The sequence below is a fragment of the Desulfosporosinus sp. Sb-LF genome (genome assembly GCF_004766055.1).
Classification (GTDB): Bacteria; Bacillota; Desulfitobacteriia; order Desulfitobacteriales; family Desulfitobacteriaceae; genus Desulfosporosinus.
Genome location: NZ_SPQR01000007.1, coordinates 202,642 through 216,506, shown reverse-complemented (window position 1 = coordinate 216,506; position 13,865 = coordinate 202,642). Strand labels below are relative to the sequence as shown.

Genomic DNA, 13,865 nt, shown 5'->3' with positions numbered 1-13,865 from the left:
GTCACCATAGGTATGAAGAAAACTAATTATTTAAAAATAGATCTTCTGGGAGTATCTGCCCTGCAGCAATCAGTTTATCAATAAAATGAGGTCGAATTCCGGTCGCCCTAAAATGGCCTTGGACCTTACCTTGTTTATCAATTCCTGTCTGCTCGAAACGAAAAATGTCTTGAAGCACGATCACATCCCCCTCCATCCCAAGGACTTCTGTAATATGAGTTATTTTACGGCTTCCGTCCCGCAAACGGCTCTGCTGTATAATAACGTCCAGGGCACTGGAAATTTGCTCACGGATTGCCCGGACAGGCAAATCCATCCCGGCCATGAGAACCATTGTTTCCAGACGAGAAAGCATATCACGGGGAGTATTGGCGTGACCGGTGGTCAGGGAGCCATCGTGACCGGTATTCATAGCTTGTAACATATCAAGGGCTTCTCCGCTTCGGACTTCGCCCACAATAATGCGTTCTGGTCTCATCCGTAAAGCATTGCGCACAAGGTCGCGTATATTAACTGCTCCTTTGCCTTCGATATTTGCTGGACGAGTTTCCAAGGTGACGACATGAGTTTGACGTAGCTGGAGTTCAGCGGCATCTTCAATAGTAATAATACGTTCATCCTCTGGAATGAAAGCAGAGATCACCCCAAGTGTTGTAGTTTTTCCGGAACCGGTCCCCCCTGAGACAATAATATTCAAACGTGCTTTGACACAGGCATTTGTGAATTCTCCCATTTCAATTGTTAATGTTCCAAAATTGACCAGATTGCTAATTCCAAACGGGATTTTAGAAAACTTACGAATGGTAAGAATCGGTCCATTTAAAGCCAAAGGTGGGATAATCGCATTAACCCGAGAACCGTCTGGTAAACGGGCATCAACCATTGGCTGACTCTCATCAATACGCCGCCCTAAAGGAGCAACGATTTTTTCAATAATATGCAAGACGTGAGCATCATCGTAAAACGTTACCCCGGCTGGTTCAAGTTTGCCCTTTCGTTCAACATACACTTGGCGTGGTCCATTAACCATGATTTCATTTACAGTAGGATCTTGTAGCAACGATTCAATCGGCCCAAACCCTAAGATCTCGTCTATAACCTCTTTCACTAGGCGCTGTCGTTCCATCCGTGGAGGGGTTAACCCCAAGGCATCTGCCCTCGCGTCAAGCGTGTGTTCAACAAGCGGATGCAGTGTCTCGGAAGTGAGGTCCTGGGTGTTAATCTTATCCAAAGCTTGGATGACTTCATGATGTACGGTGCTTTTAAATTCACGCCAGGGGTCAATTTGTGAAGTGGAACGAATTGTTCTGGACTCGTTCGTTGGCTCTTCGGATTGAAGAATCTTTTCCTTTTCTAAACGTTTAAGCAAAGACACTATTCATGCCTCCTTAAAATCCAAAAATTCTACTTAGCTCCATTAAGGGTTTTGGCCTTCGACGCTCGTGCTCTTGCGGGGCTGGCTTTGTCTCAAAGGGTTCTGATGAAGTAAGTTCTTCCGCCATCTTGCGAATTGCTTCTGATACCTTGATTTGAGAGTGGGACATCACAAAAGGTACCCCTCGGTTGAGGGCGGCAACAAGTGCTCGCCCGTCGCTCGGAATTTCATAGCTTATTTTGACATTCAGGCTCTTTTCCACATCATGAGGATCCATTCCCATTTCTTTACTGGAACGGTTAAGAACAACGTGCACTTTGGGGGTATGATGAAGCCCCTCGATAACCTCAAGGCTTAGCTTTGCATTCTTAAGGGTGGGTACATCCATTGCGACCACTAGCCAAATTTGAGTTGCCGCATCAAAACTTACTAGACTAATATCTTCAAATCGGCTGACATTATCACAAATTATAAAATCAAAATGAGCCTTTACCTCTGTAAGGATTTGTTCTACATGTTCTGCTGTGATTAGTTCGGCATATTCTGGGCGTGTTGGAGCTGCCAAAACCTGAAGACCGGAAGAGTGAGTTAAAAAGTAAGATTGAATCTCGGAAAACTTAATTGGTCCAGACTGAGTCAAGTCGGCAATCGTTCGTTTTGGAACAAGATTAAGAAAGACGGCAACATCTCCGAATTGAAGGTTGAGATCAATTAGCAGAACTCTCCATTTTCCTGAACTTGCTAATTGGACCGCTAGATTGGTAGCTAACGTGGTATTACCTACTCCACCCTTAGTACTAAAGAAAGAAATGATTTGCCCATTTCGCATTTTTGAATCGACAAACACCTTAGAGTGTTCTCCCAAAGCATCCCTTTTTCGTTGATCCATTTCACTGACCTTGGCAATGACACTAGCCAATTCACCTCCGTTAAAGGGCTTAATAATATATTCCCGAGCTCCAGCCATCATGGCCCTGCGCAAATAGGCCTGCTCCCCTTGGACCGACATAATAATCACGGAACTTTCCGGTACTCGAAGGGCCATGAGCTCAGTTGTCCGTATTCCATCCATTTCTGGCATATTGATATCCATCAAAATAATATCCGGCCGTTTCTCTTCAGCCATCAGTATCGCTTCGGAACCGGATCCTGCCTCGCCTATTACCTCCATATCGTCTTCAAATTGAAGAAGTCGCCGGATGCTATCCCTAGTGTCGCTAATATCGTCAACAATCAACACGCTAATGCGTTTCATGGTAGGTACCCCCTTACTTATAACGATTAAAATAACTGGGATCCAAAAACACATTCCCGCTTACCGGGGTATCTTGACGAATGTCCGTATTTGCAGGATTACGCAACATCAAACGCAGACTTCCTTTTTCACTTCCGTAGGTTATCGCCATTGCTTGTGGTACGCTCAGAGCCAACGTGTAAGATTTGGTATCAACCTTTGTTTTATCTCCACTTACACTCTCCCCCACGCTTAATATCAAAACATCCTGGGCAGCCAATGTCGTTATAGCCACGGCCTGTGAATTTGCGGAGGAGTCCTTCGTGTCTATCGTCACGAGAACATCGACGTGATCTCCGGGTTTTACAGCATAACCGACCCCACTGACTAAACCAATCGGAATCGCAACCGCCCTTTTTCCGTCCGGAACGGTGAGGGCAGTTGGGCTGCCTGTGGAGTTGCCATTACTTTTATTCTGAATATTCCGACGTTCAAGCATTGAACTGAGGAGCAAATCTCCGGCTGAGAGATTTAATAGGGCCACAGAACCCACGACATTTTGAATGGTAGAAAAACCACCCTGGGGATATCCCTGAGTCGGAACATCCTTAACCTCCAACTGGCTGGCCTCAATGACCGAACGGGCCGGAATGTTCGTCTTTACGATCACCAAAGGTTTGAACGAAACTGATGTGTTTCTGTTCGCATTGTTAAGATAGAAATACATTGATCCAGCCGCTATCAACCCACAAACGAGTGCCAGAAGAAAAAAACCTCTACGCTGCATGATAGTCACTCCTCATTATGGTTACTATTATCTTACTCAGGCATTACGTTCCAGACTGTTTCAGAGGAGGGTTAATTGTCAACGAGTTTCGGCGTGTATAGACCGAAATCCATATTCGCTATCCCATGCTCCATGTCCTGTTCTGTCTTTATCAGGTCAGATAGGCTAGCCGAAGTATGGCCATTCGAAGCAAGGGTCTGTATAAACCAACCTGTTACGATAGAATCGTTCCCGTTTCCGGCAACCCCTTCGAGAAAGAAAGCGGCAAATCCAACGATTTGCACTTGTTGAATGGAATTCCCACTTTCGGAAATAATCCGGACAATAGGGATATAAATAATTTCCGGGGCATTCCGGTTATAATTAACGAAGGTATTTCGCGGAATCTCTATGTCACTTCTTAATCTCGTGTTGATTCCGTCTGCCGTTGGTCCGCTCATATTTCCGTGTTTGACATCCACAATCTGTCCCACCCGTAAAGTTCCCTGATACCCATTGGCTAAATCCGTTTCATACGTATTGGCACCATTACCACTAAGATCCAAAGCTCCATACCAGCCTGGGGTTACAGAGTCTTCGCCAGATTTTTCAACGGCATTATTCTTGCTGTCATCAAGGTACCAACTGGAGGTTCCAGATCCTCCTCCAGATTTGAGCACATACTTCTGCCCATAGACAAAGTCTTGTTCCTGGATGCTAAGAGGCACTGCTCCAGATAGTTCTGTCGGTGGAACCATCATGGCCTTGGCGGAGACGGAAATCTGTTCCTCAGTAATGCCCCAGATTCGGGCAAAATAGGTAGGAACTTGCTGAGTGGCCTGAACAATTATTTTGGCGTTATTTGCTTCTAAAGACACAGTAACAGCTGGAACTCCATTTTCGTCGGCATAATCCCTAGCTTTCTGCTCAGCAAGACTGGGATTATTCGGAAGCTCTTGCACACCAGCGAGGGCTGCTGCATCGACCGAATTTTGAAGATGTGCCTTTTGGGCATACATTAAACCAACATCTGTTACAATTGCACAGAAACCGAGCAGGACTGTTAATGACAAGGTAACTAGCACGACAACGCTCCCGCGTTCCTTCCTATTAACATCGGTATTGTTAAACCCTTGGCAAAATAGTTGTTTAAACTTTTGTAGCGAGGGTTTCCATCGTTTAGAAACAGGAGATTTTATTATAATCATGACCACTCCTCCATCTTATGGAAATGGGCACTATGGATTTTCCTATTCTAGTCGCATAATGATGCTTGAACTCACCACGACAGGATTGGGTATCACATTACTAATGATTGGAATGATTAGTTGAACGGGATAATTGACTTTAACCGTTACTTGTTGCCCTGACTTTCGTTGGCTTTGAGTTGGTGTAATTGCGATCGTTAGACTCGCTGAATCAAGGGAAGTCGCTGCATACTGAACGGAATTATTAATATCGGCGTCTGTTCCTCCGATGGTTGCGGTTCGGCCACCTGCCCGAGCGGCATTGCTAACTGTAATATAAGCATAGCCGACGCGCCCCATCTCAATCACGCCAAACAGTAACAGGAAAAAAAGAGGCAAGACAAGGGCCATTTCGACTAAAGCTTGGCCATGTTCTCCTTTCCGGAGTCTTTGAATCATGACCATCTCCCTCCCAAGGGCAAAAACAAGGCAATCAGTGTACCTAAGGCAATCGCAATTCCGTAGGGGAATTTCTCTTGTCGCACATTGTTCATTGCTACATTTATATGTTGAGGCTTTTGAAGAATGGGGATAAAGAGCAGGAAGTGCTTAAGCGTATTTCCAAAGGCTTTTCGACGAGCAAGCAAAACGGCAGAGATAAGACCACCTATGACGGCTCCGTATAGGACACTGGTAATGACAAAATGGGCACCGCCAAAAGCCCCGATCACCGCAAGTAACTTTACATCCCCTGCTCCCATCCCCCCTAAGAGATATGGTAGAAAGAGTAAAACAAAACCGGTAACGGCTCCCAAGAGACTGCTCGTCAATCCAGAGACCCCTCCTTGAAACGTATGGAGCAGGATCGCAGTGAAAAAAGCGGGAACGAGCAGTCTGTTGTAGATCTTGTGTTCACGCCAGTCAGTGAAGACAGCGATGCCTAATGTCAATCCCATCGCAACCTCATTCACTCCCATTACAGCTCCCCCTTTTTCTAAAGAACCCTACTGCGGGCAGTAGGGTTCTGGGTTGTGTTCTTAATTAATTAGCAATGGTTATGAGCGGCTTTAATTACAAATATGTTAAGTGGCAGGTGTAAGCTTAGTTTTTATTGTATCAAAAAGGGTACTAAGTTGGCCACCCATCGCTGTTAGAGCAACTATGACGCCGATCGCCACGAGTGCGATAATGAGTCCATATTCGGTCATTGCTTGTCCCGTTTCGTCCCGTAAGAGTCCCATTAATTTTGCTTTCAATTCAAAACCCTCCTTCGTCTTTTTGCAACCTATTGTCTATTAATTTCATTATAATCTTGAGTTGTGCTAACAAATATAAGGCTATAGTCACAATCGAAGGTGATCTAGACCTATTCGATAGTCCTATGTCTAATGACTCAGAAACAATTCGCTTAACGTTTGTTCTCTGTAACTAGTAATGGGAGAGTTTAATCTGATCTAGCCAGAAATTGGACTTATATAAGGGTAGGACCATTCATAAGACGGCCCTACCTTTATATAAGTCCATTCTATATCAATGATGCACTTCATTCTTTCAATCCCTTTTATAAAAATTAATGAAGGTTTGAGATTAAGCCCTGGATAAACGCCTTAGCATATTCACTATGAACTGCAACAACCTGATCACTCCCTGGACTAAGCGGAATGAAAATGGCTACAATATCCTCAAAGTTATATAGTCTTTCTCCTGAAGACTGGCAAATCAAATAGCCATTCTGGTTAAATATTGTCTCCAGTCTATGCATACCAAGTATACGATCCGGTAGAGTCCCTAAATCGAGTTGCTTCAATATGGTCATCCTCCTCATCTTGCCTGCATGCTCTTATGTTTATTGTTATGCGATATTACCGTATTTTATTAAGCACTGGATTTTGAGATAAATACACTCCTAATCCCTAACTATTATTTATAAGTGGGAACTTACAGAATATAGTGGAAAATTTTCGGTAAACAATTGACTTGTATTCATTTAATAGCTATACTAAAAGAAACTCGTTAATACTTGTGGATTTCCAAACCTTCTCGATTGCCTAAGGCTATGGGAAGATTTCTTAGAACTTCCCATGTAGCGGGTAATAATAAAACGGAGGTTTTTATTAGTGTTTAATGACAAAATTTTAAATTGTAAAGATTGTGGACGTGATTTTGAATTTACAGCGTCCGAGCAAGAGTTCTATGCAGAGAAAGGGTTTACCAATGAGCCCGGACGTTGCCCAGAATGTCGTGCTGCACGCAAAGCACAAACTAGAAATAACGGTGGCGGTGGCGGTTATTCTCGTCAACCACGTGAAATGTTCCCCGCTATCTGTGCTACGTGTGGAAAAGAAACCACGGTGCCGTTTCAACCTTCCGGTGATAAACCAGTGTATTGTCGTGATTGTTACCAACCTCGAGCACGCAACAATTGGTAAATCGTTTTTAAAAGAAGCCTTCCTAGCATCAATGCTAGGAAGGCTTCTTTTTTTCTCTGAACATCTTTAGTCTATACATTTTTTGATACAAACGGGAATATATCAAAGTTAACAGTTAACTTTACCCAAGAGTGGTTCCGTTTCGAAAATCTATGCATGAAAGCGGGCCACTTCTACTCTTTCGATACCTTTGAACGATCCGCAATGTCTAGTTCAATTAATTCATGATAAAGTTCCTTTCGTCGATCCGCTAGAAAAAAGCTATCTCTCATAGATGCACGCTCAGAGCGACGAATTAGATTGATCCGATCAGCTGACAAGGACGCTGAGAGTATTCCTTCTTCCCTCAGATATGATTGATTAAGCAGATCTCCCTTTGGGCCAATAACAATGGCTCCTCCGCTAAATTCCTTCGCTTTACCGTTGCCTCCCATCAAATTACACGCTCCGAGGTAAACGGAATTATCATAAGCGCGTGCACCGAGATAACGCAACCAAATCTCTTTTCGATCACCAGCTACAAGTGGGGAAGCATGAGGAGCAAACAAGACCTCAGCACCCTTTAGAGAATAAATCGCTGCCGTTTCTGGGAAATGCCAGTCCCAGCAAATCCCCACAGCAAATGTCGTTCCATGAGCTGAAAAGATTGGAAAATGATCTCCAGCTGTGAAATATGCCAGCTCACTCCGACCCAGATGCACTTTCCGATAAATCGCAGGTTCCTTATCTGGAGACAAGATAACATGAGATATATGAGGTTTTTTGGCAACTTTACCTTGCTCTACTAGACCCACTAAAAGAGTGATCCCTAAGTCTTGCGAACACTCCCTTAATCGTGAAATCCAAGGACTTTCAAGTGTGTCTCCCATTTCCGATGCATCCGGCGGTGAATAGCCGTCTAAGGCACATTCCGGAAAGCACAGCAGGGAGATCTTTTGCTTATGAGCAAGCTCAGCCAAGTGAATAATTCTTTGAAAATTACGTTCAGTCTCTCCAACAATGGATTCCATCTGAACGAGTCCAATCCGGCAGTCTGTTTTCATTTTTTGTTCTCGTCCTTCCCTACTACTCACTACAGACTATGAGTAAATAATAGCTTATTCGAGATCTTCTAGTTCATTATAGTCCTTACTTAAAACATCCGATAGTAACCTATGATCATGGAGGAGATTGATCAAGAGACGTTCATCTTTAGTCTGGGTGGTTCGGGCATTAGTAAGAATACTGAGGGGCCGATAAATAGGAGCATCTTGAATCTTTAAGCATTTGAATATTTTCTGATCGTCTTCCCTACTAACAGTCAGTGAGGAAATAATCGTAATTCCAAGTCCAGCCGAAACCAGTTGTTTGATGGCCTGAGTACTTCCCAATTCCATCGTGATATTTAACTGATCAGGTTCAAGCCCTCTCTCTTTTAAGGCCATCTCCATTACTCTACGAGTCCCTGAGCCATCTTCTCGTGTCACCAGACGTTCGTTTGGAAGTTCAGCTAAGGTGATGCTATTCCTGGACGCCCAGGGGTGAAAATACGGAAGCACGACTACTAACTCATCTTCCCAGAAATTTTCTACATTAAGATCCTTATGCACTGGCACCGGACCCTCGATCAGGCCAATATGCATTTTTTTCTCTAAAACATCTTGAGAAATCGATTCTGTATTTGCGATTTTCACCTTGAAGTCCACGTCAGGATGCGTCTTGAACAAGAATGCAAGAATATTTGGTAGAATATACTCCCCAATCGTTAAAGTGGCTCCAAGATAGATAAGTCCTCTCTGATCCTTGGCAAGAGCGTTTATCTGTTCTTTGGCATTCGTAAGTATATCCAGGACACTCCGAACATGAGCATAGAAAATTTTACCTTCTTTGGTAAGAGTTACCCCTTTATTTGTGCGATCAAAAAAACGAGCGCCATACTGATTTTCGAGATTCTGAATCTGCAAGCTAATACTGGGTTGACTCATGTGAAGTTTCTTAGCTGATAAGGTTATATTTTTGGTTTCTGCCACCTCTTTAAAAACAAGAAGGTGTTGTTCCATGATGATGTATCTCCCTTCCTCGATCCTTATAAATAAATAGTGTACTCTAAGAAATGCCCGTCCCTCACGAAGTTCATGATAATAAAAACACTGGTTCAACTCGTTACAATGAACTAAATTCGAGGGTTCAAACTGCATCAAGGCTCAAGCGCCTAAAACCGCGCAATTGCTTTGTACAGGGCAATAAACGTTGAAAATCATCAACGGCCTCTCCCAAAGGCTTTGCTTGCTCTCTGAAAAATCCTAGTATTATTATAAAATATCCTTATGTTTATAATATCATTAAGGAGAAGTATTAGCCAGACAGCCACACTTCCTTTTCTATAAAAACAAAGAAAAATTTTCTTAATAAGACTCATAACATTTAATGAGAAAACCACAAGCAATATTTCGTTACATTTCTCATGTGTTTCCTAAGGCCTTTTATTCTTTGACCACGCCCTGACCAATTCAAAAAGCCTCCCATACGGAAGGCTTTCGAATTGCTTTGAAATAGACCATCTTTCCAACAAACTATTCAGAGAAGATTTGAACAATATAACAAGGACTATCATTCTGCAAATGTCCGTTGATGCTTTATTGTCCCGCAACTTTCTCATCCTGTGCCCACTTAGTCTGGCTGAAGTTGGTTGCCAACTTCACCATTCGTTCAGCCCATTCAGGGCATCCCAGAGCGTGAATATGATTATACGCTGCAAAAACGTTCTTATAACAAATTCCGTCATGCTGCCCATCGATTCCAAACCCCCGTTTAACCTTAAACCCAAACTTCAAGTAAGGTGCTAAGTTGATCACCCGGGAATTATGAAATTCATGGCCCTTAATCTCCATATTCTCCGTAAACCAAGGCTGATCTGGAATTGCTTCCATGATCGTATACCCATGCCCTTGAGGTTTATTTTCCATCTGGGTATCAAGCGGAAGTAAGCCAACCATTTCAAAGTTATGAGAAGACGTTCGAATCGAGCGGCCAAGATACATTAGCCCTCCACATTCGGCGTAAATTGGTAGTCCCTTTTCTCCTGCCCGTCGAATTTCTAAACGAAGAGGTTTGTTCTCTTCGAGCTCAGCAGCGAAAACTTCTGGAAATCCCCCTCCTATATAGAGCCCGTCAAGGTCTCCAGGGAGTTGGCTATCTGAAAGGCTATTTATAGGAACCAAATCAGCCCCTGAGTCTCTCAATGCTTCCAAGTTTTCAGGATAATAAAAGCTAAAAGCCGAGTCTTGGATAACTCCAATTTTGGGTTTCATTCCCCTATTTTTGGCCGCGTATTTAGCTAAGTTAGGAACCAGCGACTCACCAAACTGAGGCAGTTCTGGAGCGCTTTGGGCTAGAGACATGATTCTGTTTAAGTCCACATGTTCAATTATGACATCTGCAAAATAATCCAGTAAATTATCCGTTTCATCAATTTCGCCCTTCGTAACGAGTCCAAGGTGCCGATCAGGAATGCGTAAATTGATGTCTTTTGGAATCGCACCCACAACTGGTATTTTACAGAATTCTTCTATGGCTTCACGAGCAATCTTCTCATGGCGGGCACGTGCTACTTTATTCAAAACGACACCCACGATTTTCACGTCTGGGTCAAAATGTTGATAGCCCATCACTATAGCGGCTATACTACGTGTCATCCTGGTTGCATCAACCACAAGTAGCACTGGGGATTGGGTTACCTTAGCAATTTCAGCAGTAGAACTACTTCCTTGCAAATCTAAACCATCATATAGGCCCATCGCACCTTCAATGATGGTAATTGATTTTCCGAAGGAGTGATTAGACACAGAACTACAAATCTCCTGTTTTCTCATGAAAAAAGAATCCAGGTTACGGCAAGTGTTCCCCGCCGCGGTCGTATGCCAACTAGCATCAATATAGTCTGGTCCCTTCTTGAAGGGTTGAACTACAATTCCTTGCCGTGCAAATGCTCTGAGTAACCCTAAAGTAAACGTTGTTTTCCCACTCCGCCCCTGAGGTGCTCCAATTACTAAGCGAGGGACATTCCTGATACTCAATTCGTTCATAGCTGTCAATGGTAACATAACACCCGCACCTTTCTTGGAGCAATTTATTCAGGAGTGAATCTATAACTAACACAAAAAAATTGACCATCCTCAGCCCATTCCCAGCAATGCAGATTTGAGAGAATCAGCAGAAATTTTGGGAAAGGATATCCTTCAGATGGTCAATAGAAAGTATATAAAAAAAGTATCGCTTTAGTTTCGTCTACCTAGGGAAAAAGAATCAACCATTAGGTGTTTGAACCTTACCTTTTAAACAAATAAAGGTGGTCGTAATATAAAGATATTCAACTAGATCCTCAGCGGTAAGCTCTTTAACTGCGTTATCCACATCGCCCTTTGTCTCGCCTATGGCAACAGCGACATCTCTACTCTTGGCTTTTTGCACTTTCCCAAGATATTCAAGTACTTTCGCTTTTACTTCGGGGCTTGCAGGTCCTTTTGCCATTTAGATACCAGCTTTCTAACTTTCTTTAATTATCAAATTAGTACTTAAATGATGCTGATGTACGGAAGGTCTCTCTTGAGAAGATGTAATCATCGATCAACATTGAAGAGAAAGGAAGTCCAGCCATGCTGAAGAATTTCTCCCAACCAATCCGCTCAACCCATTCACCAACACGTTCACCTTTGTGAGCATTTGCAATCCAGAGCTCTAAGATATTGCGAATTGCTTCAGTTGTTTCAGGCCAACGTGGAGCATTGTTTGGTAGGAAAGGAATCACCATACGAGAAAAGCTCGGTGCAGAACGGGCATTTGAGGTTTTACCCCCAATAAGAATCGCGATTCCATCGTTCTTAGGATCATAGATTTCCATAGCAGGAGACATCGTATAGCAGTTACCGCAATACATACATTTATCTTCATTGACGATAACACTCTTGTTCTTAGGATCTGGACGAATAGCGCCAGTCGGGCAACTAGCAACGAGACTAGGAATCTCAGTGCCTTTTCGAATAATCTCATGGTTAATACGAGGAGGAGTTCTATGAACACCGACAATCGCGATGTCACTGCAGTGTGCTGCACCACACATATTTAAACAGCACGCCAAGCCCATTTTCAATTTAGCAGGGAGCTTCATGGAATTAAAATACTCATATAAATCATCCATAACGGCTTTAACAACGCCTGAAGCATCCGTTGCTGGAGTATGACAGTGTACCCACCCTTGAGTGTGAACAATATTGCTAATGGATGCGCCTGTTCCACCTACACAGTATCCTTTAGCATCTAAAGAATCAAGTAGTGGTTGAAGTTTAGACTCATCAGAAACTAAAAATTCAACATTATTACGAGTTGTGAAGCGAAGATGCCCATCACAATATTCGTCAGCCACTACACATAAATCACGGATAAAATCAATACTGACCAAACGAGGAGAACCCACACGTACACTATAAAGTGCTGCGCCGCTTTCAGAAACATGTTTGAGAACGCCTGGACGGGGAATCTCATGATATTTCCATTTGCCGTAGTTTTCCAGGATGACCGGAGGAAGCATATCTTTATAATTTGGAGGTCCTTGATCTAGTTTTGCCATCGTAATCCACCTCTCGTTAGCTACTTATTATTTTGAAATTAGAGCTTAGATCCATCAAGAGCAGTTCCGGATTTGTCAAGATCATCTTGATCCCAGAAGACATATGGGTTAGCACGTGGGCGGAAGACCATTTGCGGTACAGGAGGAATTTCCGTTTCCTTTAGGAATTTGGTCATTCCTAAGCGGTAAATTGTCTCACCAATACGTTCACGTGATTTACCATTCTCATCCCACCATTCCCAAATGCGGCGCATGAGATCCTTAAACTCTTCAAAATCGTCTTCTTTTTCCATCTTCATGAATGGCACAATAACCCAAGACATGAAAGCGGACTGAACAATCGTGGATTTTCCACCGATCAAAATACTAGCGCCTTTTTCTTTGCCAGCTCGAATAGCCTTAGGCATCATATTTATACAATGCATGCAACGCGTGCAATCTTCGCCAATTACTGAAAGTTCTTGAGTTTCAGAATTGAATTTCAGGCAGCTCGTTGGGCATTTGTCACAAACCAAACCTTGAATATCGTATTTATTAGCTACATATTCTTTTACTGCGTCTTGATCGATTCTTAAAGTATCGCGCCAAGTTCCGATCACGGAGCAATCAGAGCGGGCAATCGAAGAAGTACAATCATTAGCACAACCAGAGAACTTAATTTTGCTCTTGTAAGGCCACATTGGACGATGAAGCTCATCCATAAATTCATTGGTTATATTATAACAGGCTTCAAGTGTGTCATAGCAGGCATGTTCACAACGTCCTGGTCCTACGCAGCAGTTAGTTGTTCTCAGGCAGGACCCAGATCCGCCTAAGTCAAATCCTAGCTCACTATACTCATCGAAGATGGGTTGAATACTCTCTGTTTTGCATCCTAGTAGAATAATATCCCCTGTTGAACCGTGCATGTTCGTTAAACCACTTCCGTGTTTCTCCCAAACATCACAAATGGAACGAAGTGTTTTCGTGTTGTAGAACCAGCCAGATGGTTGAAGCAGACGAACAGTATGGAACTCAGCAACGTTAGGATACGTTTGAGGCTCATCGATATAACGGCCAATTACACCGCCACCATAACCCCTAACACCAACGATCCCACCGTGTTTCCAGTGTCCTCTGCGCTCTTCATAAGATCTTTCCAAGACTTGTAGTAATTCAGCTGAAGCAGCACTTTTTACTGCGGCCCGTTTGATTTCAGTTACAAAACTGGGCCATTTGCCTTTTTCTAGTTCGTCTAGTAGAGGCGTTTTCTTTTCTGTCATGGCACAC

15 protein-coding genes are annotated in these 13,865 nt (G+C 43.2%); 1 reads left to right on the top strand and 14 read right to left on the bottom strand.

Annotated features, from left to right (window positions below; all coding sequences use genetic code 11):
• Nucleotides 1-22: 22 nt before the first annotated feature.
• From E4K68_RS12620 to E4K68_RS12585, 8 genes are all read right to left on the bottom strand, one after another.
• Complete coding sequence (locus E4K68_RS12620) at nt 23-1,375, bottom strand: CpaF family protein (RefSeq protein WP_135379290.1); 1,353 nt, start codon at nt 1,373-1,375, stop codon at nt 23-25.
• 13 nt (nt 1,376-1,388) lie between these two features.
• Complete coding sequence (locus E4K68_RS12615; RefSeq protein ID WP_135379289.1) at nt 1,389-2,630, bottom strand: response regulator; 1,242 nt, start codon at nt 2,628-2,630, stop codon at nt 1,389-1,391.
• 13 nt (nt 2,631-2,643) lie between these two features.
• Nucleotides 2,644-3,396 carry a Flp pilus assembly protein CpaB gene (gene cpaB / locus E4K68_RS12610; RefSeq protein ID WP_135379288.1) on the bottom strand — a complete coding sequence of 251 codons (753 nt, stop codon included), beginning with the start codon at nt 3,394-3,396 and terminating at the stop codon, nt 2,644-2,646.
• A 71-nt stretch (nt 3,397-3,467) separates the two neighbouring features.
• Nucleotides 3,468-4,583 carry a Tad domain-containing protein gene (locus E4K68_RS12605; protein ID WP_135379287.1) on the bottom strand — a complete coding sequence of 372 codons (1,116 nt, stop codon included), beginning with the start codon at nt 4,581-4,583 and terminating at the stop codon, nt 3,468-3,470.
• Between the two features lie 42 nt (nt 4,584-4,625).
• Nucleotides 4,626-5,021 (bottom strand): TadE/TadG family type IV pilus assembly protein, encoded by a 396-nt coding sequence (locus tag E4K68_RS12600; RefSeq protein WP_135379286.1) that lies wholly within the window; start codon nt 5,019-5,021, stop codon nt 4,626-4,628.
• Nucleotides 5,018-5,539 carry a prepilin peptidase gene (locus E4K68_RS12595; protein ID WP_135379285.1) on the bottom strand — a complete coding sequence of 174 codons (522 nt, stop codon included), beginning with the start codon at nt 5,537-5,539 and terminating at the stop codon, nt 5,018-5,020. The genes E4K68_RS12600 and E4K68_RS12595 overlap by 4 nt, the downstream gene beginning before the upstream one ends.
• Nucleotides 5,540-5,644: 105 nt before the next feature.
• On the bottom strand, nt 5,645-5,818 hold the full coding sequence (locus E4K68_RS12590) for a Flp family type IVb pilin (protein ID WP_135379284.1): 174 nt from the start codon (nt 5,816-5,818) through the stop codon (nt 5,645-5,647).
• 314 nt (nt 5,819-6,132) lie between these two features.
• Nucleotides 6,133-6,369, bottom strand: a complete 237-nt coding sequence (locus E4K68_RS12585) for a hypothetical protein (protein WP_135379283.1) — start codon at nt 6,367-6,369, stop codon at nt 6,133-6,135.
• A gap of 310 nt (nt 6,370-6,679) precedes the next feature.
• Here E4K68_RS12585 and E4K68_RS12580 point away from each other — a divergent pair, with 310 nt between their 5' ends.
• Nucleotides 6,680-6,991 (top strand): zinc-ribbon domain containing protein, encoded by a 312-nt coding sequence (locus tag E4K68_RS12580; RefSeq protein WP_135379282.1) that lies wholly within the window; start codon nt 6,680-6,682, stop codon nt 6,989-6,991.
• Nucleotides 6,992-7,164: 173 nt separating this feature from the next.
• Here E4K68_RS12580 and E4K68_RS12575 read toward each other — a convergent pair whose 3' ends face one another.
• The 6 genes from E4K68_RS12575 to dsrA form a co-directional block, all read right to left on the bottom strand.
• The gene (locus E4K68_RS12575; RefSeq protein ID WP_135379354.1) at nt 7,165-8,034 is read right to left on the bottom strand and encodes a nitrilase-related carbon-nitrogen hydrolase; all 870 of its coding nucleotides are present in this window, start codon (nt 8,032-8,034) and stop codon (nt 7,165-7,167) included.
• Nucleotides 8,035-8,088: 54 nt separating this feature from the next.
• Nucleotides 8,089-9,030, bottom strand: a complete 942-nt coding sequence (locus E4K68_RS12570) for a LysR family transcriptional regulator (RefSeq protein WP_135379281.1) — start codon at nt 9,028-9,030, stop codon at nt 8,089-8,091.
• Nucleotides 9,031-9,606: 576 nt separating this feature from the next.
• Nucleotides 9,607-11,073: a cobyrinate a,c-diamide synthase gene (locus tag E4K68_RS12565; protein ID WP_135379280.1), complete on the bottom strand. Its 1,467-nt coding sequence runs from the start codon at nt 11,071-11,073 to the stop codon at nt 9,607-9,609.
• 202 nt (nt 11,074-11,275) lie between these two features.
• Nucleotides 11,276-11,500: a hypothetical protein gene (locus tag E4K68_RS12560; RefSeq protein WP_135379279.1), complete on the bottom strand. Its 225-nt coding sequence runs from the start codon at nt 11,498-11,500 to the stop codon at nt 11,276-11,278.
• Nucleotides 11,501-11,537: 37 nt separating this feature from the next.
• Entirely contained in the window at nt 11,538-12,596 is a 1,059-nt protein-coding gene (gene dsrB, locus E4K68_RS12555) for a dissimilatory-type sulfite reductase subunit beta (RefSeq protein WP_135379278.1), read from the bottom strand.
• Nucleotides 12,597-12,634: 38 nt separating this feature from the next.
• Nucleotides 12,635-13,858: a dissimilatory-type sulfite reductase subunit alpha gene (dsrA, locus tag E4K68_RS12550; protein WP_135379277.1), complete on the bottom strand. Its 1,224-nt coding sequence runs from the start codon at nt 13,856-13,858 to the stop codon at nt 12,635-12,637.
• Nucleotides 13,859-13,865 lie beyond the last annotated feature (7 nt).

What these genes read in the sequence shown, in the direction of transcription:
- E4K68_RS12615 (WP_135379289.1), bottom strand. Translation starts at nt 2,630, where the DNA reads ATGAAACGCATTAGCGTGTTGATTGTTGACGATATTAGCGACACTAGG.
- cpaB (WP_135379288.1), bottom strand. Translation starts at nt 3,396, where the DNA reads ATGCAGCGTAGAGGTTTTTTTCTTCTGGCACTCGTTTGTGGGTTGATA.
- E4K68_RS12605 (WP_135379287.1), bottom strand. Translation starts at nt 4,583, where the DNA reads ATGATTATAATAAAATCTCCTGTTTCTAAACGATGGAAACCCTCGCTA.
- E4K68_RS12600 (WP_135379286.1), bottom strand. Translation starts at nt 5,021, where the DNA reads ATGATTCAAAGACTCCGGAAAGGAGAACATGGCCAAGCTTTAGTCGAA.
- E4K68_RS12595 (WP_135379285.1), bottom strand. Translation starts at nt 5,539, where the DNA reads ATGGGAGTGAATGAGGTTGCGATGGGATTGACATTAGGCATCGCTGTC.
- E4K68_RS12575 (WP_135379354.1), bottom strand. Translation starts at nt 8,034, where the DNA reads ATGAAAACAGACTGCCGGATTGGACTCGTTCAGATGGAATCCATTGTT.
- E4K68_RS12570 (WP_135379281.1), bottom strand. Translation starts at nt 9,030, where the DNA reads ATGGAACAACACCTTCTTGTTTTTAAAGAGGTGGCAGAAACCAAAAAT.
- E4K68_RS12565 (WP_135379280.1), bottom strand. Translation starts at nt 11,073, where the DNA reads ATGTTACCATTGACAGCTATGAACGAATTGAGTATCAGGAATGTCCCT.
- E4K68_RS12560 (WP_135379279.1), bottom strand. Translation starts at nt 11,500, where the DNA reads ATGGCAAAAGGACCTGCAAGCCCCGAAGTAAAAGCGAAAGTACTTGAA.
- dsrB (WP_135379278.1), bottom strand. Translation starts at nt 12,596, where the DNA reads ATGGCAAAACTAGATCAAGGACCTCCAAATTATAAAGATATGCTTCCT.
- dsrA (WP_135379277.1), bottom strand. Translation starts at nt 13,858, where the DNA reads ATGACAGAAAAGAAAACGCCTCTACTAGACGAACTAGAAAAAGGCAAA.